This window comes from Brevibacillus sp. RS1.1 (assembly GCF_013284365.1).
Classification (GTDB): domain Bacteria; phylum Bacillota; class Bacilli; order Brevibacillales; family Brevibacillaceae; genus Brevibacillus; species Brevibacillus brevis_D.
The window spans coordinates 75,166-96,362 of sequence record NZ_JABSVA010000008.1 but is presented as its reverse complement, the minus strand read 5'-3'; the positions used below and the strand labels follow the sequence as shown (position 1 = coordinate 96,362).

The following is a 21,197-nucleotide window of genomic DNA, read 5'->3' as shown; positions in this document are numbered from 1 at the left end:
CAGTCCTCTCCCTATACGGGTTGCCGCTTCGCTCCGATGACCTGCTCTGACTTAACCGTTATGTCGGCAAGCACTGCTTCGTCTAGCTCTACGCCTAAGCCTGGCTGATCTGTCACGACAATCTGACTTCCGTGAATCGTAAGCTCGGCCACATCCCGCGAAATGAACGTAGGTCCTGCCAACTCATTGGAAATGATGTTTTTCTTCGCCAGTGACAAATGTGCACCAGCTGCACTGCCAATCGAGGACTCCAGCATCGAACCGATCTGACACTCCATCCCGGCCATTTCCGCCTGATTCACCAATTTGAGAGCAGGATAAATCCCTCCACTTTTCATGAGTTTGATGTTTACTTTATCTGCAGCTTTCTTCGCGATGACTTCCCGCATTTCCTTTGTCCCGTGCAGTCCCTCGTCTACCATAATTGGAGTAGTCGTTTGCTTGCGAATATCAGCCAGAGCCTCAAGATCATCTGCCAAGACAGGCTGCTCCATCCAATCAATGTGACAATCCTCGATCTGTTTCATAACAAGCAAGGAGTTCGCACGGTTCTCCCAACCTTGGTTGGCGTCCACCCGCAACCCTACGTCAGGGCCAACTGCCTGCCGAACAGCCCGGATTCGCTGGATATCTGTCTGAAGATCAGCTCCCACCTTTATTTTGATCGAGTCATACCCGGCTGCCACTGCTTGCCTGGCTTCAGCTGCCATGACCTCTGGCTCTAAAATGCTTAACACATACGGGAAGGAAAGAGTCGTGTGATATTTCCCACCCAGAAAATGGTAAACGGGTTGACCAGCCGCCTTGCCCATCAGATCATAGCAAGCGATATCGATGGCGGCTTTTGCTGCTGGTACTCCCCAAACAACCTGGTTCATCTTCTCGTGGATTCTCTCGATATCAAACGGATTCTCACCGATCACAACAGGCGCCAAGTTATGAACGAGCATTGTATAGGTAGACTCCCATGTCTCTCCGGTGACATTTTGATCCGGTACCGCTTCTCCCAGTCCGACCAGGCCATTATCTGTCTCCACTTTTACAATAATGGACGGCATATCCTCATAGGAGGCGTACGCAATGATAAATGGGCGTTTTAGCGGCAACCTTATGGCATGAACCCTTACTGACGTTATTTTCATACTCGACTCCCCTCCGCAGCAGCTACTCGTGGAATGATTCGATAATAAAGGGACATGGCTTTTACAGCGCCATCTTCGCCTTTTACAAAGCCAACTGTCAGCTCGCTTCCCTCTCTCTCGGTGATAAATTGATGCTCCCCAATTGGTCGCAATAGACAGTTCAGTTGTTTTCCTCCACCAAACACATCCGACGTTTTATCTATCATCATCAAGGCATCCTCTACCACATATACGATAATATCCACGCCTTCCCCACTAACGTATCGACCGACATACTCTCCTAATTGGGCAGTAGGGACGCTGTATGTCTCGAATTGGTACTGCGGCGTATTCAATGGACGCCCTTCTACAGCATGGAGTGCTGTCAGTGTGGCTTTTTCGACTGGACTTCCGATCAAATTGGCTAGAGCCATGGATGTAATGCCCCGCTCTGGAACAATCGCTAAATGGGCAGCGACACCTTTGATCGCTCCACCGTGCTTGATCAAGGTACCCCCATAGTAGTCGGGTTGAATGGATAAGCCATATCCGTAATACCTTCCGTAGCTGTTCTGGACATGCGGATAGATCATTTGTTTGACGCTCTCCTCAGATAAAATCCGTTCTTTGCCCACACATCCGCCCGTACGGAATATTTCAGCGTAGTTCAACATGTCACGCACTGTTGAATTCAAATGTCCCGATGCCGCTACGAGTAGCCCATCCTCCCAATTTGGATCAGGGTAAATCTCAGATACGCCATTGCTCTCTTTAAAATGATAGATGGTCGTTACATCCGGGAGATGTGGCAGATCGCTCAGAAGAAAAGTGCTGCTCTTCATGTCTGCTGGTTCCAAAATATGCTCTTTTACATAAACGTCATACGATTTCCCACTCACTCTGGCTATGACCGCTCCCAGGAGAGAATAGCAATCATTTGAATAGCTGAACAATTGTCCTGGAGAGCCCACCAGTTCATAATCCGCCAGGGCAAGAGCTTCTATCAGCTCTTCGAATGTGTAGATCGGTTTCTGGTACTCCTTTTTCAAGTACCGGTGAATCGGGTTATCCTCGTCAGGCATGTCATCGAGCATGGAGTTGCGAATCGCCAGGTTATCAATGGGCAGAGGCGGCATGCCCGTCGTGTGCGTCATAAAATGGTGGATTGTCATCTGCTCCGTTTTTTGACGATCCGGGGTACGAAATTCAGGGAGGTACTTGATTACCGGATCATGAACAGAGAGCTTCTTCGCTTCCTGTAGCTGCATGATCGCCATGCATGTAAAGGACTTCGTAACGGAAGCCAATCCCATCACGGTACCTGGCGTGATTTCGAGTTCCTTTTCACGATCACGATAGCCAAAGCTTTTGCGAAACAGGCTCTGTCCATTCAGATTCACACCCATGACGAAGCCCGGAACTCTGCCTTCCTTCATGTCTTTTCCAACCAGTTCTTCCCATTCTACTAACCAGCCTTGCTGTCTCATTTTTTCCACCTCTTTCGGATGTTGTCATACCATGCCCTACTCGTTCACCCACATGTCCTGAATAATTAAGGAGGCTAATGGATTTGGTTTGACTCCTTGAATCCGGTTACTGACGACCACGAATGTTTTTGCGGAATAGAGCGGAATCCAATAGGCCTGTTCCACGATTCTTTTTTGAATGTCTGTAAAAACCTGCTGTCGCAGTACTTGATCTGTTGTCGTTCGTCCTTTATTTAACAGGCTATCGAGCTGTTGATCACTGAGGCGAAAGAAATTCAAGCCCCCGATCTGACTCGAATGCAGTAACAAGTGCAAAATATCTGGATCGACACTGCCATGACTCGTTGAGAACAAATCGAACTCGCCCTTCAGTGCCTGTTCAAGAGCTGTCGCTGATTCATACTTTTGGATATACACTTCGACACCAATCTCTTTGAACATGCTTTGCACCAACTGATGCCCGGGATTTGTTTCTTCGATGAGCATCGTCAGGCTGAGCGTTTTCCCATCCTTTTCCCTTATCCCTTGCGCGTTTGGCTTCCATCCTGCCTCTTCCAGCAATTGTCTAGCTTGATCAGCATTGTACTTGTAGCCGTACTGCTCTACTGCTGCATCGTATCCGATCATCGTTGGTGGGATCGGTCCGTAGACAGGCACCCCCTCTCCTTGCAGATCTGCCATGATTAATGCATCTTTGTTGATCGCCAAGTTCAGTGCTTTTCTCACGCGGACATCCTGCAAGATTTCATTTTCCAGATTCATCCCAATGAAGTACTCTGCAGGCTGCATTCCTTCCAGCACCGTAAAATCTTTGTGATCCTTGTATTTCTTCGCGTCTTTCGGGGGGACAGTGGCAATATCAATCGTCCCACTGTCGAGAGCAGCCATCATGGTCTGGTTGTCTTGAATAAATTTCAGAACGAACTTGTCGGGTCTTACAGGTCCTTGATTCAGAGCAAAAGGAGCTGCCCACTTATACTCGTCGTTTCGTACCAGTGTGATCGATTCTCCTGTTTTCCAGCTCTCGAATTTCCACGGACCTACCCCCACAGGATTGCGTCCCAGCTCATTTCCGTATTTGTTTCGTGCCTCTACGGAAATGGGTTGCTGGTAGCCGCTATATGATAAGTTAGAAAGTAACGAAGGGGAGGGCTCATCCAAATGAAAGATCAATGTGGAATCATCAGGAGCTGAAATGGATTTGATCGAAGATACGTCCGGTCCCGTAACCGGTGAGGCTGTTTTCGGATCGAGTGCACGTTCATAGCTTTGCTTAAAAACTTCCGCAGTGAGCGGTGTTCCATCATGGAACTTCACGCCAGAACGTATCTTGAACGTCATGGTCTTGCCGTCTTCCGAGATCGTGTACGATTCAGCCAGATGCGGCTTCAACTCAAACGTAAAGGGATCGAGGATCAGCAGAGATCCCCCCAACATGCTCCCAACAAAATTTCCCGCTGGCAACGACGTCTTTTGCGGGTCCAGCGTATCCGGCTCCATCTGGTAGCCCATGGTGATCGTCCCACCCTTTTTGGGCTGAGAGACTTTTGCCTGTTGATTTGCTTGCTTCCCGTCTGTAGCCGGAGTGGGAGCAGAGCTACAGCCAACGATGGAAAAGACGAGTACACAAATGAGTAAAACGCTGCGAATTTGGCTCTTTAACCGCTCTGATAGCATGTCGCGACCTCCATTTTTCGAGTCTTTTCCATTCGAAGCCCATTTTGTCGGTATATAGTCGCTAATTAGATCGGATTGCTTCTTAGATGAGAGATGTGGGGGTCCCGGATTGCCTTCGTAAACGGAAAACCGGGACAGGTTGATGTTACATGAGGAGAATCACGGATGATTAAGGCGATACACAGCTCGCGGGCGTCCTTGCTGATACGGCTGTTCTTCTCCGACGATCTCTACGACCTGATGCTCGATCAGCTTTTTCAAGGTTCTTTCTGAGCTGCGGCGACTAATCTGGAGGTACTCGGCTAAATCGGAAGCGGTGAAGCGGTTATCGCGGTGAAGTTTGACATACTGCATGATTTTCGTGATAGTAGCGACACTTGCGCCAGTCTTCTCCGCTATCTCCAGCACTTCCTTGTTCTCGCTTTTTAATTGGAAGGTCTTCGATTCCGTGTTCAACGGTCCAATCACTTCTTTTTCATCTGTTACCAAGTACGCACTGCTTTCCTTTGTTTTCTGGGCATGATAAATCGCTATGCGTGCGTTGGCTTCGGCCTCTTTCGCAGTTAGACCAAAACCAAACCCGATGGCAACCGTCACTTTGGCAAGCAGATCGACATTGCCCAATACTTGCATGATCTTCCCATATTCAATCATTTGCTCGATACTGCCTCTCGTGCCATAGATGATGAATTGATCCATTCCCAATTTTTGAATGGAAGCGTCCGTCTCTTTGACGAGCTCCAGCAGCTCTTGCAGCAAAATAATCGTCGCATCCTGCCACTGTGTTTCTACTGGCGGACCATCATTTTGCTGGATCGCTGCAATTCCCACGGCGATTTGCGAGTTTTTGCTAATTTTCAATTGACCATAAGCAATCGCTTGATTGACGGCATCGCGAATATTTTTATCGGGACTAACCAGCGATGCGGAAGGGATGTTCATCTCACGCAATTGACGATATACGTAATCAACACCAGTCAAAGCAAAATGGCTCTGTTTCTGTTCCCAAAGCTCCTTGTGGAACAAAATAATTTCCTCTACGTCAAATTTCGTCCCGCCTTCTTCAATAATCTCACTGTAGTCTTTTACATACCAAGGCGTAGAAATAATGCCCAATTCATCAGCTACCTTCTCAATATACTCCGCCTTTGGCAAATCTATCGAGATGCGGTCCAGTCCTCCTGGTACGTTCAGCAAGGTATGAAACAAAGAAAGGGAAATCGTATATTCATCGATCGGGATGTACACGGCAGGCAGCTTCTTTTGCTCTACCTTTTCCTTGGCAAAAAAATAAGGAAGTGGGCCAGCAAAAAGCAGCACGTCGCAGTCATGGATTTGATCAACCAACGCAGCGCTCTCTTTGGGGTTCTGGTATGTATACGAGGTCAGTTGAAGGTAATCAATGGATTGGGTATGCTTCAAGATCCTTGGCAAAAATTCTTCCGAAGAGATTACCGCTATCGTAATGGTCAATGCTCCACCTCCTCATCTCTCTTTGATTTCCAGACGTCCTTAAACACGCGGATGAAGTTTTTGCCCAAAATACGCTCAATCGCTTCATCCTTGTACCCTCTTTTGGCAAGGGCACGCACAAGCTCTGGAACCTTTGTATGTCCTTTTACGACATCAAAATCTTTGCGTCCTGCTTGGATAAACATATTGGGAGAATCGTATTTCATAAATGGCTCGATGATGTCCAGACCAAGTCCGACGTGTTCAACCCCAACTAGCTTCACGATGTGATCGACGTGGTTGATCATGTGCTCGATATCAGCCTGGTCGTCTGTGTCGGCTACGAACAGATTGACGCCATTGATGCCGATTACGCCGTTGGTGAATGCGATCGCTCTGATTTGCTCATCTGTCAGATTGCGCATGGAGCTCGCTAATGTCCGACAGTTGGAATGAGAAGCGATGATGGGTTTACGCGCTACCTCGATCAGATCCCAGAAGCCTTCGTCATTCAGATGGCTGACATCAATGATGATGCCCATTGCTTCTGCCTCTTCGACGACGCGGATGCCGAACTCCGTGAGCCCTCCCTTGCGCCCTTCCCGTACCGGACTAAAATGACTGCCATCTCCAACGAAGTTTCTCCTGCTCCACACGAGACCCAGAAGGCGTACGCCCAGCTCGTAAAAAACACGGAGCATACTCAGATCATTATATAACGGTTCCGCGCCTTCCAGAGAGAGCACAAAACCAATTTTCCCCTGTCGCTTCGCTGTCTCGATGTCGCTCACACTTTTGCAAACCATGATTTTATCAGGCGATTCATCTGCCTCTGCGTGCAACGCGCTGATTTGTTGCAGTGCTTTTCTCAAGCCCATCTCCGGCAGGAATTTGTTGTCGATATAAATCGCTGCGACAACTGTATGCACCCCACCCGCGACCAAATCAGGCAAATAATCCGTTTCAATTACTTTTCGTCTGCCATATTCCCGCTGAATGGCAACATCCAGCAAAAGGTCAAAATGCCCGTCGATTCCATGTGTCATGCCTCATGCTCCCCCTGTTATTTCAGGTTTTCTGGGTTAAGTGGTTCAAGCTCCGGTAAAAGAAAGCGTCCGTCTCTGCGAATCAAGTGGTCATCGAACCAAATCTCACCGCCACCGTACTCCGGGCGCTGAATCATGACCATGTCCCAATGGATGTTTGACATGTTGCCATTGGATGCCTCGTCATAGCATCGGCCCGGGGTAAAGTGGAAGCTGCCGTCGATTTTTTCATCGAATAAAATATCCTGCATAGGCTCCCGGATGAACGGGTTGACCCCCAAAGCAAACTCCCCAATGTACCGGGCACCTTCATCCGTATCCAGAATTTTGTTCAAGCGCTCCGTGTCATTGGCTGTGGCATGAACGATCTTCCCGTCCACGAACTCCAACCGTACCTTTTCAAAGGTAAAGCCTTGATAAGGCGAAGGCGTGTTAAACGATAGGACACCGTTCACCGAATCGCGAATAGGGGCCGTAAACACTTCACCGTCTGGTATGTTATATTGCCCCGGACACGGGATCGCTGGAATGCCTTTGATGGAGAAGGTCAGCTCTGTGCCAGGTCCCGTGATTTTCACGCGGTCAGTTCGCTCCATCAGTTCCTTGAGCGGCTGCATGGCTTTTGCCATTTTGGCATAATCCATTGTGCAGACATCAAAGTAAAACTGTTCGAACGCTTCTGTACTCTTATTCGCCAGCTGCGCCATAGAAGGCGTCGGATAACGGAGATAGACCCATTTCTTTTTGAGACGCACGATACTTACTTCTTTGGAAAAGGATGTAGCCAGCTTCATCTGCTCACCCGGGACATCAGACATTTCGTTGATGTTCAGCCCACCCTCGATGATGATGCACGCTTGCATTTTTGCCATTCGTTCTTTGTCCATCTCTGCCTCTAGACGGAATTGCTCCTCTGTTCCCGCTAACAATAACTGACGGCTAATCGAGGATTCACGCAGGTTCACAAAGGAATGTCCGCCTGCTCGCGAAACTGCTTTGACAAGCTCCTTTATCAGAGCAGCGTCCACCTCCATCGCATCGATCAGCACGTTATCTCCCGGCTGCACATTTGTAGAGTAATTTACCAGCACATTCGCCAGCTTCGTAAGACGTGGGTCCAACATCTATCTATCACTCCTGTTCCCTTATTTTTCATAGAGATGACACGCAACCAGTCTGCCGTCTGCTTCTGTTAATAGCGGGGCTTCTGTTTTGCACACTTCCATGCATGCCCAACAACGCGGATGAAACTTGCAGCCCTTCGGCGGATTGGATGGAGACGGCAGATCCCCTGTTAACATGATCCGTTCTTTTTTCTCGTCAGGATCTGTGATAGGAATGGCGGAGAGAAGCGACTGTGTGTAGGGATGCATCGGACGTTGAAACAGCTCTTCTTTTTTCGCTAGCTCAATCACTTCTCCCAAGTACATCACCGCTACCCGATCGGCGATATGCTCGACGACACTCAAATCATGCGAGATAAAAAGATACGTGAGCGAAAACTGCTCCTGCAAATCCTGAAGCAAATTGAGAATTTGCGATTGGATCGATACATCGAGAGCGGATACAGGCTCGTCAGCGATGATGAGCTTTGGCCTGAGCATCAAGGCGCGAGCGATTCCGATTCTTTGCCTTTGTCCTCCGGAAAACTCATGGGCATATCGCGACAAATGACTTTTGTTCAAACCGACGATCTCCAGCGTCTCTTCGATCATGGCTGTTCGCTCGCGTTTTTGAATACCATGGGCAATCAATGGCTCTGACAAAATGTGTTGGATCGTCAGCTTTGGATTGAGGGTATCAAATGGATTTTGAAACACCATTTGCATATCACGCCGCAGCTTTTTCATGTCTGGCTTCTGTAAGCTACGGATATTTTGACCTTCGAACACAATCTCGCCGTCTGTCGGCTCGATCAAACGCAAAATACATCTGCCCAATGTTGACTTGCCACATCCCGACTCTCCCACGATTCCCAACGTTTCACCTGCGTTGACAGTCATGTTCACTCCATGAACGGCATGCACGTAACTTGGCGGCTGAAACCACCCTTTGCGGACAAGGAACTTCTTATTCAGGTTCTTCACTTGCAAAAGAGGCGTCTTCATCCATTCACCGCCGTGCTCTCCCTGTTCTCTCGATACAGCCAACAGCGGCATTCCGACTGCTGATCCACATCCAGTAACGGGGGATTTTGTTCCAAACAAATAGGCATCGCCTTCTCGCATCGCGGAGCAAAACGACATCCTTTTGGGTAATGATCAGGGGTCGGCACACTTCCCGCGATACTATGCAATCTCTTCAGGCCTTTGGCGTTATGTGGCGTTGATTTGATCAAGCCCACGGTGTACGGATGCTTGGGGCTGCGCAGCAGTGTGCGAACATCAGCGGCTTCAATGACCTGCCCGGCATACATCACGAGTACCCGGTCGCATGTCTCGGCGACGACGCCCAAATCATGCGTGATCATGATGAGCGACATGCCCAGCTCTCTTTGGATTTTTTTCATGACATCCAATATTTGCGCCTGGATCGTTACGTCTAGTGCAGTCGTCGGTTCGTCCGCTATCAGCAGCTTTGGATGGCAGGCAATCGCCATCGCGATCATCACGCGCTGTCGCATCCCCCCTGACAGACGATGCGGGTACTCGTGATAGATTTCATTGGCACGTGAAATGCCTACCTGCGTCAACAACTCGACCACTCTTTGTCTCGATTGGGCTCGGTTCATGCCCTCATGCTTTTCCAGTCCTTCGCTCAATTGCTTGCCGATAGTCAGTACGGGATTCAGGGAAGTCATCGGCTCCTGAAAGATCATGGCGATCTCTTTTCCTCTGATCTTCTGCATCTCTTTTTCGCTATAGCGCAAGAGATCGGCTCCGTCCAGTTGAATACGGCCTTCAATGCTTCCGTTTTTACTGAGCAAGCGCATCATGGATAGGGAGGCAACGCTTTTTCCACATCCTGATTCTCCGACGATCCCGACCGATTCACCTTTTTTGACCTGCAAACAAAGATTGTCCACTACCTTGAAAGCCCTTTCATTTTTTGGAAACGTGGTAGTCAATCCTGTCACTTCCAACATGTTTGTCACGTTACTCACTCCTTTTTCGGGAACGGAAGCTCGTCAACTATGCTTTGGGATCAAAGATATCGCGCAAAGCATCCCCCAGCAAATACACCGTAAAAACGACTGCCGTAATCGCAAGACCGGGAAATGTCGCGAGCCACCAAGCTTCTCGCAAGTAATTTTTCCCTTCATTCAGCATCGTTCCCCACTCCGGTGTAGGAGGCTGCGCACCCAAACCGATAAAGCCCAGTGCCGAGGTCCCCAAAATAGCACTACCTATAAACATGGTCGTATAGACGATCAGTACATTCGAGATGTTCGGAATGAACTGGCGCGTAATGATCCACCAATTCGAGCTGCCGATGGAGCGACTTGCCTCCACATAACCGGATTGCTTGATCGAGAGTGCCGCACCACGGATCAGAATCGAAAAGGCCGGGATCGATGATATTCCGATCGCGATCATCGCATTTTCCTGACTCGGTCCGAGTACAGCGACAATGGCTAGAGCCAGCACAATGCCGGGCAACGCCAGCATGATGTCCATGATTCTCATGATCACATTGTCAACAATTCCTCCGAGGTAAGCGCATGTCACACCAATCAGCGTTCCTGCTACAAACGTCATGACAGACGCCAGCACAGCTACGGTCATTGTCACTCGTGTTCCGTACAGCATCCGGGAAAAAATATCGCGGCCAATCGCATCTGTCCCTAGCCAAAAGTCTTTCGACGGGCCTTGCATAAATGCTTCGTAGTACGTTTTCGTGGGATCGTGCGGAGCAATCCACGGCCCGATGATTCCAAGCAAAACAATGCAGAGCATCATCAGGAAGCTGTATTTCGCTTTTTTTTGCTGCATGATCTTCTCAAATAATTCGAAACGAGGCATGGACCATTGTCTGCTCCAGAACATGCTATACCCCCTCCTTCGCGGCGTAATCAATGCGAGGATCGAGAACCGCGTACAGGACATCAATCAAAATGACTACGAGGACATACACCGCTCCGATAAACAGCGTCGTTCCTTGAATCATCGGAAAATCCCGCGAGCTAATTGCTTGAATCGCCAAAGTCCCCACTCCCGGCCAGCCAAAAACCTGCTCGATAATCACTGCCCCACCAAGCAAGCCAGCGAGTTCCAAGCCAATGACAGCCACAATTGGAATCATCACATTGCGAAAAGCGTGCCGCAGCAGCACAACTCGTTCATTCATCCCTTTCGCACGTGCTGTTCGGATATAGTCATTGGACAAAACCTCTACCATGCCAGCACGAGTGAGTCGGCTGAGTGCCGTCGCCGTCAATGTCCCCAGAGTAAACGCTGGAAGAACCATGTCTTTTAACCCCGTTCCTCCCGCAATCGGAAACCAGCCCAAATGGACGGAGAATACAAGGATGACGAGTAAACCTAACCAAAAGCCAGGTATGGACATCCCAAAGGTGGAAAAGGTCATAATCGCTCCATCGATGGGTGTATCCTTGTATTTTGCCGCTAGGACACCCAGCCCGATACCGATCACAACTGCCACTACGAGGCTGGCTACTGCCATTTTTGCTGTCGCTGGAAAGCGATCAGCAATTTCTGTGCTGACAGGTCGACCCGTTTTCAGGGAAGTGCCGAGATCTCCTTTTAAAACCCCAGAAGCATAGTCGAGATACTGGACTACCAAAGGCTTGTTCAAGCCCAGCTCTCCTCGAAGCGACTCGATTTGTTCTACAGTCGCCCGCTGCCCCAGCATGATCCGCACAGGGTCTCCGGGGATGAGATGAATGAGCAAAAACGTAAAAACGGAGAGTCCAAACAGGACAATGATGCCCGACAATAGGCGCTTCACAATATACTGCTTCATGAGGTCTTCACCCAGATGTGAGAAACGGTATGAACTAGCTTCTTCTTGTTGCGCTCCTGCACTTTGCTCTCCTCCCTCTTTCTCCACTAACGCCACTTGTCGTTATAGTGTCGTTATTAGTTAAAAATAGTCTATTCCAAATTCACAGAAAGTTCAACTTGTTTTTTCTCGCCCCATTCAAAAAGAGCATGGTCCCTTTCTACCATGCCCTTCTGAAGAATCGTTCCGTCGTCATTCCTTGCCGTGCCTCATCTGTAGCAATACGTTTGCCGTTAGCTGTGGATGACTGAGGGGAAAATGATGAGCAACGGAGAGCCTTTCAATCTTTACATTCGCTTTCCTGAATGCATCCTCTGCTCCTTTTGTCAGCTGATACGTTTTATCCTGAGTTCCCCATACGATCTGGGCTGGAAAAGGGAGAGGCTGTGTCGCTACCGCCATTTGCCGGAATTCGTTCATAAAGTAGCGCAGCACGTCTGTATGCGTCTTGCTGATGCGCGGGGATTGCAGGAGCTTCCCTGCCTTTTCTACATAGCCTTTTGGCATTTCATACGTAGACTGAAATACCCCTTGCTCAAGCATTGCTTTTTCCAATTTGGCTGACGTTAACTGCTTTTGCAAAAAAAGCTGAAGGAGGGCTGGACTCTTCCCCAATCCCGCCTGCAGCCGAGAATACTTCGGGGCATGCAGGGGTGGCTGCAAAAGGTATAGCTTCTCGATTTTTTCCGGTACTCGCTTTGCTGCCTCCCATGCCAAAAGCCCGCCAAATGAATGTCCTGCAAGATGAACCGGAGATGGCAGCTGTCGCAATGCCTCGGCCACTGCCTCGATAAAGCCCTCGAGCGGTTTTTCGTGATGGTGATAGGGCGATCTGCCAAATCCGGGTAAATCCAGTAACCATACTTCCTGTTCACCCAGCTGTTCAGCGAGCGGGAGTAAATCGCTCATCTCACTGAAAAGCCCGTGCACGAGCAGCCACGGAGTACCCGAGCCTTCTTTCTTGTACGCGGCCATGCCTGCGATTTGCTCTCGGTGAAAGCAAGGAGGTACTTTCTGATCCTTGACCGACAAACGGTAGTCGAGATCGGCAATCACACTGGGAAGATACGCCGCTACGTCGTATGCATCGATGCTTTTTTTCGCTTTCATTTGCTGAAAGGGAGCGAGCGGGAAGTCTTTCTTTACGAGAAAATCCATCGAATTGGCAGGTACCCCGAGCAAGCGGCTGCCGCCGTTATGGAGAATTTTTTTCAAGACCGATACCGGGAAAGGAATGGTTGGTGGCTTCATCCGTAATTCTTTAGCCATCAACGAAATCAGCTCTGAAAAAGCTGGCGTGGCACTCCGCTCATTTAAGGCGTAATACGTTTGATGCTCGATGTGATTTGTCTCTACAATCCCCACAATGACCTGGGCAAAATCGTCGACGGAAAGCAAGGGCAGCCACCACTCCTTACCACCGGGAAGAACAGGGATCTTACCACGCCGCATGGAGCTGATCACGAGCCCGAATCCATCTGTTTGTTCTGTGTTCCCGGTGCTTCGCGGGCCTATGATCGTACACGGATTTACCACGACCAGCGGCATTCCTTTTTGATACGCCTCTTGTCTGAGGTATAGATCTGCCAGAAACTTGTATTTCTCGTAGCCCCCTGCCTCTTGATAAAAATCGGTTGGCGCAAAAACATCTGTCGCCAGCTTTCCACTCTCATCGTCAAACGGACTCATGTAGCCAACGATATGAATCAGCTTTTGTAGACGCTGTTGTTTATGCAATTCATTCGCTAGTGCTGCAAGGTGACTTGCTCCTTGTAAAATCAATTCCCTCGCCACCGTTTCATCCAGCGAGATATCCATCGGGGCACCTGCATGGATGATAATAGTTGCGCGCAATACCTGCTCGTAATCACTCGCTGATAATCCCAAGCCCTCCTTTCGCAAATCACCCCGCACGGCCTTGCAATTAGACCTCTCTGTAGGTGTCATCTGCATCAGCAATTCATCCCACTTCTCGGGCGAACGAACCAGCGCCAGTACGGTATGACCGGACCGGGCCAGCTGCTTTGTTAACTCCTTGCCGATAAATCCAGTCGCACCTGTTACAAAAACGACAGCCATTGTTTCTGCCTCCTTTATATTTACAGAACTATTCAGTACTAATTCACTTCAAAAAAATCCTACACTTGAATCAAGTGTAGAAGTGTCTGACCTGCGCCTACGAGTACCTGTGCATGACCCTGCGATTCAGCCATGAGCATCGCTCCCTCCATAATGGTCACGAACAAGACTGCCGTTTGCTGAATCGAGATATTTTCCTTGAATTCTCCACGGGCGATTCCCTCCACGAGCAGCTTTTCCGCTAGGTTCTGCCATTCGATCAGGAACTCGTTGATTCGCGCTTTGACCTCTGGTATTTGTGCCGACAGCAAGGAAAGGATCGGACAGCCTCCTACACAGGAGCGGTCCTCCAGTTCTTCTGCGATGGTGGTAAAAATCAGCCCTACCCGTGCGGAAACAGACAGGTCTGTCCGTTGCAAGATGGCTTCCAGTGCTCCTCTCAGGACGTTGATTCTGTAGCCGAGTACAGCTACGACGAGCTCCTCCTTGCTTTTGAAGTGATAGTAAATGTTGGACTTGGAGACTTTGCTCTGTGCTACGACGTCATCCATGCTGGTATTCATGATTCCTTTTTGCAAAAACAAATTAGATGCAGTGGCGATGACATGGTCACGGTTTGAGGTTCGTTTCATGATTAGTACTATATAGTACTAGTAAGGGATTGTCAATCGTCCGAGTGTGTAGTGGAGGAGAAGAAAAAGCGCAGTTCTCTTTGACTCTGACACGCCCGCAAGGGGGATTGACTGTCCGTCTACACTTCAAAAAGGGGACCGTCGAGCCAAAGCCACCCTACGGGCGGAAGGTTCTCAAAGAAGAGGTGTTCGACAAGCGTGGTCCCCTTTTTGAAGTTCCGACTGGGTAGGCGTTGTCAAGGTCTACGAGCCCTGCGCTTTTTCTTCTTGCCAGCTTTGTTGGTTCATCGCTTTCATTTAAAACTTCGTATAAAAAAAGAAAAGGCTGATGCCTTCTGTCTTGGCATCAACCTTCACCCATTAATTGATCGCAAATCTGTTACACTTCGTTACGGCAGCAAGCATAGCTGCCGCAAGCTCATTTTCCCGGCTATCTCGTGCCCTTCTGAAATAGAGACAGCGTAAAAAGTTCTTGCTGTTTACCCGAGCGATAACTTGAGTACGACTTTTTGGAAGCTCGGCACAGCTTGCCAAGCCATTGATCCAGTCAGCAAGTTCCTGTTCTGGAAGCAAGCCTTTGTCTATCATGGTATCTACGATGCTCGCAAGTCGTTCGTCCTCTTCGTCATTGAAAATATGCTTTCCGTTATGTAGCACGCCCTGGATCGCTTGAAGAACGTCTCGCTGTACGGCTTCGTCGCTCTCTGGGCACTGCACTAGCTCTACGAATACGTCTGCTCCGTGAGCGGTACTGTGAGCCCAGCCTCCCTCGGACAAATAGCCGCGCAAATCCTTCTCCTCTTGAAAATAGCGGAGCATGGCATTCTTCACATGCTGGAAATCAGCGAGCTCCAAAAAAGGCTTCTGCCTGTGACGTCGCATGATCAAGGCAATCGGCAATGCAGAGAATGTCCTCGTAAATACAGATGGATCACCCTCGCTGCCGATCTGATAGAACAAATGCTTTTCGTCGGTTAGTTCTCGCAGGAGGCTGCGCAATTGCGCCTCCGTCAGCTTGTCCTCGTCGAGAATCCAATAATAAAATGCCGGGTAGATGAGGTTATCCCGCAATTCCGGGTCAGGATCCCCAATGTATTGCAACAATCGTGAGACGAAATCCTCCAATTGTTCACCTTGACGCAGCTGATATTGTTCCTGCTCCAATCTTTGCAGGTCCAGCACAAGCTGGGTTCTTGTATCGCTCACTTGTTCATCCCCCTTACCATAATCAAAATTTCCTCCACCACCATTTCCGGTTCATCGTGATGAATATAATGCCCGCTGCGAGTAGCTATTCTTTGCTTGCTTGAGGTTGAAAGCCGCTTGAAATCGGCCTGCAGACGTTGATCGATTGCTAAGATTTCCTCGTTCGGCCATTCCTCGTCCCACACGTCCGGCAAGCCTCTCGTAATAATCGTGACAGGTATGTCGCTTTGCCGAAAAGACTCAACAATCTCTTGATAGCTCCGTATTTTATCGATCTTCTCGCTGTTTCGCATCGGATTCTCGTAATATTCTCGATTGGCTGCGATCAGGTTGTCAGGTAAAACCTTTTCATAGGCGAGCTCTTTATATTCGGGAGCAGCGTCAACCAAAACCAGCCCCGAAACAAGCTGCGGATACAGGTTCGCAAACAATCTGGCAACCAAACCGCCAAAAGAATGTCCGACCAAAATACAAGGCGTCTCCACCTTTATCTCTTGCAGCAAGTCATACAGCTCCTCGACCAGATCACGGCATGTCCGGGGTACGACTTCTGGCGCTGGACTCCTGCCAATCCCTGCCCAATCATAGGATAAGGTAGACGCTTCCTGCGAGATGCGGTCTTGAACGATCTTCCATGTCTCACCGCTATCGCCCATGCCTGCTAGAAAGATCACACTAGGTGTCCCACTTTTTCGCGAATACAGCTTATGTATCCATCGAGACATGATCCCAATCGTCCTCCATGTAACGAACCAGCCAATTCAATGCTCGGTGTCTTTCCACAACTACTTCGTCATTCAAACCACCCGCAACCACACGATTGTTGATGCGCGCATCCACGCACGCCCAGTCATAGCGGTAGATTAAATCTGCCTGATCGAGAATCTCTTGTTTGCTTCTCACGACCGCATTGCTATAGAAGGTGTCATAGTCACCTGCGCTTCTGAGAGCGTCAATCGCGGTGTTCACATCACAAATCTCATCTGGGAAATGGAGCTCTTCCACATAGCCAAGTGCCCACAGCAGTATCCAGTAGCATTCGTACATCCAAACCATCTGAATCATATCGGTTCGGTCGGGCTGTGGATCATTCAAGAAGTCTCTCTCTTTTTCCGTAAAGAATTCAGCAGCGCCAAACTGCTCAATAATGCCCTCGATGAACTCCCGCTCTTCCTTGAGTTGTCCGTTTTCGGCAATCCCGCCGGCATATACCGCAATCAGACACAGGGCAATCGCTCGCTGAACCATCTCATCCTTGCTCCTGATGACGGCATCCTCATCCCCTACGATGACAGGAAGATGCGGGATGTACGGAATGCCTTGCTCCTGCAATAGCTTGATGCTCCGCTCCTTGCGCGCTTCGCCTGACTGGGAGGGCTGAATATGTCCGTCGATCAGGTCTACACTGACCGTCACCAGAAAATCGTCCACTTCGGATTCTCCTGCCGTATTGAGAATCAGCCTTCCTTGTTTATCGAGCATGTCTCCGGTAGGGAGAAAAACAATCCCGTGTACTTCTTCGGCAATCGCCATAATGGACGCAAACGCCGTCTGATCAATTTCCTTGCTCGCCACGATTCCTACCGCCACATTGAGCGCTGTAATTTGGTACAACAGCTTTTGCTGGACCTTCTCGTGGGTCGTTTCAATCTGTGCGAAGTAGCCGTACATCCCTTTTTTCATCTGGAGAAAAGCTTCTTGGTCATCGTCCTCGCGCATAAGATTGAAGGTGATCTTGCTCTTGCTAAACCATTTTTTATCGGTCACGGTCACGGCCCGCTCGTCTGCGGATACCTCTACCAATTGATCACGAAAAGCCTCGACAATCGCAGAGACGACTTTCTCGCATTGTTGGATGGAGACATAGATGGTGCATTGATTCATCTGGTAACCTCCTTTGCTGGGAAAACATTTTCAAAGTACCGAATTTTGTAATCAATATTCAATTATGGTATTCTAACCCTGTTTAATCAAGCACAAATCTTTATAGTTATCGGCGAATCTATCACGACGATTGAAGGTGAAACCTATGAAAAACATTCTATTAGAGGAGTTCTCCCCCATTTGTCCGATTCAAGCTTTTGTCGAAGAGGATGAGAACGGTGTCTTTTTTTATTTGTGGGATTATCCAGGCGAGGAACATGCCAGCATTCGCTCTTGTTGGGTAAGAAATTACGGACCTGCACCGGACTCGATCGATTTCGCTGCCATGGAGGATGGTCAAGCTCCCATGCTTCCACGCGATTGCTGCGCTCATCCGGATGGGGCAGACAGGCTGGACCCGGAGCAGCTCTCGATCGTCTGGCTGGAGGAAGGCGATGCAGCTGCGCTTTTGTATGAGGATGAGGTGCTGTGTGTGATTCCTAGCTGGGCTGGCCCTTCCCCGGACGGCTCGCACTATCCTTCGTATGCGCGAGATTGCACCGGAGAATCTGATTTATGCTTTCCGCTAGGAACACCAGAGTCGAACGCCATGTATGCTCGTATCGAGGCTGCCCAGCATTTTTGGGCGAGCTGGGATGGCAACCCTTGGCCTGACATCCAGCAGCAGTTCATGGACGCGATTACCTCGACTCTCGGCCCAGTTAAACAATATTACGGCATTGACGGCGGGCACTGGCCCCCAAAAGCATTGGTGACCATCGAAAAAGGGGACGTCACCTATGCGATAACCCTCGGCGTGTCCATTTTACCTCAGCCAAAAGTCGAGCAGTATACAGAAGAACCGGAGCAATTACGCCGATTCGAGCTGGCCTTTGCCTGCGAAACCAAATGGCTCGCCCAAAACGAACAGCAATTGCTGGCCTACGTTAGCGGCCAAACCTCTCTGCCGTGGTCGTATATGACCTTCCTCGCACAGGGTCACACCATTCCGTGCCAGGAAATCAGTCAGATTAATAGCCGCTTCTCCTCTATGCTGCTCGCAAAACCTGAGGATGCCCCGCGCATTCCACTTCCACTCATGGCGGGTGATCCTGTGAATCTATTATGGATGATTCCGATTACCGCAGAGGAACAGCAGTATGCAGAAATACATGGGTCTGAGCAATTGCTTCAGCACTCTGCGGGAGATGGTGCAAGCTGGATTTTTAATGGGGTTGCGAAATTTAGGAAGGAAGCATGAAGTTAGAAAACAGTTTCTAGTGGAATAAAAAGGTTATCAAATGCCGAGCGAAGCTCTCAGCAGATGATAACCTTTTCGAGTAGCGTATCAATGATTGCAATAGCTACCCTTTACCATACATTATTGCCCAAATACATTGAGTTCAGCCACACTTGTCCATGGGTTATTGTTTATCTCGCTTAAGGCACGCAGTTTAATATAGCGACCTGTCTTGGCTGCAAAGCTGGTTTCTTTCAACGTAGTATCACTTGCAAAGGTACCTGTGGCTACAGCTGTTCCCCAATTCACTCCATCACTGCTGACGTAGAACTCATAGTTCTTGATCGTTCCGTTCACTTGACCATCTTGTCTGGGCAGGTAACTAAATTTGGAAATGCTATACGTTGCACCCAAGTCAATTTGAATCTCGTGCGGCATTGGAGCTACGGGGCTCCATTTCGTGTGCCAAAACGTGCTGTTGTTTCCATCAAAGGCTTTCGGGGCTTCATTGTACAATTCATCGCTGTCTACGTATTTTAGCGTCCAATTCGCTTGCGGAATCAGACTGGCTCCTCCTGCTGTGACTGCCACATTCATGGCAGAATTACTTGTGCTTGTTGTCGTAATCGTTACTCCCGATTTTTCTCCCGTGTAGGTGTTACTGTTCGGATTGGTGTCTGGACTAAAAGTAGCAGCATGATTATTATTCGTGTAATAGAATGGGTCTTGATATTCACTCACGGATTGCTCAATGTCAATGAAAGGATGCGGGTCATTCGTGCTATTACTCATGGATTCATCAACGTGCCAAACCGCGATGCCTCCAGAAACTGTTTGCAAGCTAGCATCATATCCAACTTTTTCACGATTCTCAACTAAAAAATACGTATTATCCTTCAAAGGAACCTTTAAAACATTATAATTATTCGGGATGGCTTGAAGCGTAAAATTGTTAGTGGCATTTACTACAGTTGGTGTGACAAATCCTAATTTTGCTTTTGACCAGGCATCCATATGAGTGGGTGTCGTTCCAGGTTCCTCCCCTTGGAGATTATTCCAGGTTCCATTTGCCATTATACTTAGACCACTCACATGATTATTAGCACCATAGAGATCCGGAAGGCCCAAGGAATGACCGAATTCATGAGCAGTGATACCCATCGTTGCCATATGACCAAATTGTTTTTCACCCTGCGTCGTATACATCCCTGATACTGTAACACCATCATGATTGGTGTTGGGAGCATACCACTGATGTGCCCAAATATTTGGCACTGCACCACCACTAGCCTCTTCATTACCAGCAAGAACAGTTATAATGTAGAAGCTATCTTTAGAGTCGATGACTTGATCATTATTTGTATCAAAACTAGCAAAGTTCACCACAGGATCCGCTTTATCCAGTGCATCTGTTATAACCGTCCTAATGTCTTTTCCCGATGTATCCGGATGAGCGTAATCTAATTTTACTTTCACAACTCCATCATTGTGCGTACCATATATTTCGGATGCTGGGGTGATCTGTGCTTTTCCATTACTCACTTCATTATAGTAATTCTTTACCGACTTTTGATTTGCAGAAAAGAATTTGTTGCTCCAATCGTTGTCGTTATAAGCGATATCAACATCTGTAAATCCAATTAACAAAACAAGCAATTTTTGGGTTCCTGAAACGGGCGTGATACTTCCGTCAATATTTTTTTCTGACGATCCCGAGAATTCTTGTTGAAGCTCATTCAGGAACTCCTGTTTTTTATTTGCTTGAGGGTCGTACTCATTTATCCATTCCATTAAATTTTTCTCATTTACCGCCTCTGAAGGCTTTTCGTCAATTTTATATTTTATCCCCGTCGATTGCAGATCATCTGATGTAAGTTCAGCGTAATTCCAATATCCCTCCTGATCTTGTAAAAGGACATCGCCATCCTTTGTGCTCGCCCAATGGAACCATTCATCTCCATGCATCACGGCTTGAAAAGATTCACCAGACGGTTGCTTCATTTTGACAACTCCATCATATGCGGGTGCAGCAAAAACATCCGTTTGAAAGTACAAAATACAAATCAATGAAAAAACAGACGTGAACAGGCCTTTAAAACTTCTTTGCATAAATGTTCCTCCCGATTTAGAAGTTGTTATCCTGTTGGAATGGTTTCCTCTATAGATTCAGGAAGATCGCCCCCCCTTTCTATGGCAAGCTGAATATTCTGTTGATAAATGCACCAGATTCATACGTAGAATGAATCGACAGATCATCTATACAGAACTGCCAGAATGCCCTTACCTACATTATTGGAAATTCTTGGTAACATGTTAACTTTTTCTATAAATCGGGGATTTTTTTTATCATTAACTAATAAACGCCCCCGTTCGGGACTTTCACCCTAGAGACGACGCCCATGCTAGGTGTACTAAAAAAAGCCGATATTGCT

General features: G+C 48.4%; 17 protein-coding genes. 1 reads left to right on the top strand and 16 read right to left on the bottom strand.

Features of this window, described 5'->3' with window-relative positions:
• Positions 1-11 precede the first annotated feature (11 nt).
• The 15 genes from HP570_RS22565 to HP570_RS22495 all read right to left on the bottom strand — a co-directional run bounded on the left by HP570_RS22565 (position 12) and on the right by HP570_RS22495 (position 17,546).
• Complete coding sequence (locus HP570_RS22565) at positions 12-1,142, bottom strand: mandelate racemase/muconate lactonizing enzyme family protein (protein ID WP_173627221.1); 1,131 nt, start codon at positions 1,140-1,142, stop codon at positions 12-14.
• A complete protein-coding gene (locus tag HP570_RS22560) occupies positions 1,139-2,608 on the bottom strand; it encodes a serine hydrolase domain-containing protein (RefSeq protein ID WP_173627220.1) in 1,470 nt (489 codons plus the stop codon). The genes HP570_RS22565 and HP570_RS22560 overlap by 4 nt, the downstream gene beginning before the upstream one ends.
• 36 nt (positions 2,609-2,644) lie before the next feature.
• Entirely contained in the window at positions 2,645-4,285 is a 1,641-nt protein-coding gene (locus tag HP570_RS22555; RefSeq protein WP_173627219.1) for an ABC transporter substrate-binding protein, read from the bottom strand.
• Between the two features lie 159 nt (positions 4,286-4,444).
• A complete protein-coding gene (locus HP570_RS22550) occupies positions 4,445-5,758 on the bottom strand; it encodes a helix-turn-helix domain-containing protein (RefSeq protein WP_173627218.1) in 1,314 nt (437 codons plus the stop codon).
• Positions 5,755-6,783 carry a dipeptidase gene (locus HP570_RS22545; RefSeq protein WP_173627217.1) on the bottom strand — a complete coding sequence of 343 codons (1,029 nt, stop codon included), beginning with the start codon at positions 6,781-6,783 and terminating at the stop codon, positions 5,755-5,757. The genes HP570_RS22550 and HP570_RS22545 overlap by 4 nt, the downstream gene beginning before the upstream one ends.
• Before the next feature lie 17 nt (positions 6,784-6,800).
• Positions 6,801-7,907, bottom strand: a complete 1,107-nt coding sequence (locus HP570_RS22540; protein ID WP_173627216.1) for an aminopeptidase — start codon at positions 7,905-7,907, stop codon at positions 6,801-6,803.
• A 21-nt stretch (positions 7,908-7,928) separates the two neighbouring features.
• Positions 7,929-8,891 (bottom strand): ABC transporter ATP-binding protein, encoded by a 963-nt coding sequence (locus HP570_RS22535; RefSeq protein WP_173627290.1) that lies wholly within the window; start codon positions 8,889-8,891, stop codon positions 7,929-7,931.
• Complete coding sequence (locus HP570_RS22530; RefSeq protein ID WP_173627215.1) at positions 8,888-9,877, bottom strand: ABC transporter ATP-binding protein; 990 nt, start codon at positions 9,875-9,877, stop codon at positions 8,888-8,890. The genes HP570_RS22535 and HP570_RS22530 overlap by 4 nt, the downstream gene beginning before the upstream one ends.
• Positions 9,878-9,914: 37 nt before the next feature.
• A complete protein-coding gene (locus HP570_RS22525) occupies positions 9,915-10,769 on the bottom strand; it encodes an ABC transporter permease (RefSeq protein WP_041749656.1) in 855 nt (284 codons plus the stop codon).
• Between the two features lies 1 nt (position 10,770).
• Positions 10,771-11,706: a nickel ABC transporter permease gene (nikB, locus tag HP570_RS22520; protein WP_015893375.1), complete on the bottom strand. Its 936-nt coding sequence runs from the start codon at positions 11,704-11,706 to the stop codon at positions 10,771-10,773.
• A gap of 231 nt (positions 11,707-11,937) precedes the next feature.
• Positions 11,938-13,824 carry an alpha/beta fold hydrolase gene (locus HP570_RS22515; protein WP_173627214.1) on the bottom strand — a complete coding sequence of 629 codons (1,887 nt, stop codon included), beginning with the start codon at positions 13,822-13,824 and terminating at the stop codon, positions 11,938-11,940.
• Positions 13,825-13,883: 59 nt separating this feature from the next.
• Complete coding sequence (locus HP570_RS22510; protein ID WP_173627213.1) at positions 13,884-14,456, bottom strand: TetR/AcrR family transcriptional regulator; 573 nt, start codon at positions 14,454-14,456, stop codon at positions 13,884-13,886.
• Positions 14,457-14,816: 360 nt separating this feature from the next.
• Positions 14,817-15,662, bottom strand: a complete 846-nt coding sequence (locus HP570_RS22505) for a DUF2785 domain-containing protein (protein WP_015893378.1) — start codon at positions 15,660-15,662, stop codon at positions 14,817-14,819.
• Positions 15,659-16,387, bottom strand: a complete 729-nt coding sequence (locus HP570_RS22500; protein ID WP_173627212.1) for an alpha/beta fold hydrolase — start codon at positions 16,385-16,387, stop codon at positions 15,659-15,661. Before HP570_RS22500 ends, HP570_RS22505 begins: the two co-directional genes overlap by 4 nt.
• Entirely contained in the window at positions 16,368-17,546 is a 1,179-nt protein-coding gene (locus tag HP570_RS22495; RefSeq protein WP_173627211.1) for a DUF4272 domain-containing protein, read from the bottom strand. The genes HP570_RS22500 and HP570_RS22495 overlap by 20 nt, the downstream gene beginning before the upstream one ends.
• Positions 17,547-17,691: 145 nt before the next feature.
• On the opposite strand from HP570_RS22495, the gene HP570_RS22490 reads away from it, so the two are divergent.
• Positions 17,692-18,786: a suppressor of fused domain protein gene (locus tag HP570_RS22490; protein ID WP_173627210.1), complete on the top strand. Its 1,095-nt coding sequence runs from the start codon at positions 17,692-17,694 to the stop codon at positions 18,784-18,786.
• Positions 18,787-18,906: 120 nt separating this feature from the next.
• Here the strand turns inward: HP570_RS22490 and HP570_RS22485 are convergent, their stop codons facing one another.
• A complete protein-coding gene (locus tag HP570_RS22485; RefSeq protein WP_173627209.1) occupies positions 18,907-20,874 on the bottom strand; it encodes a M6 family metalloprotease domain-containing protein in 1,968 nt (655 codons plus the stop codon).
• Positions 20,875-21,197 lie beyond the last annotated feature (323 nt).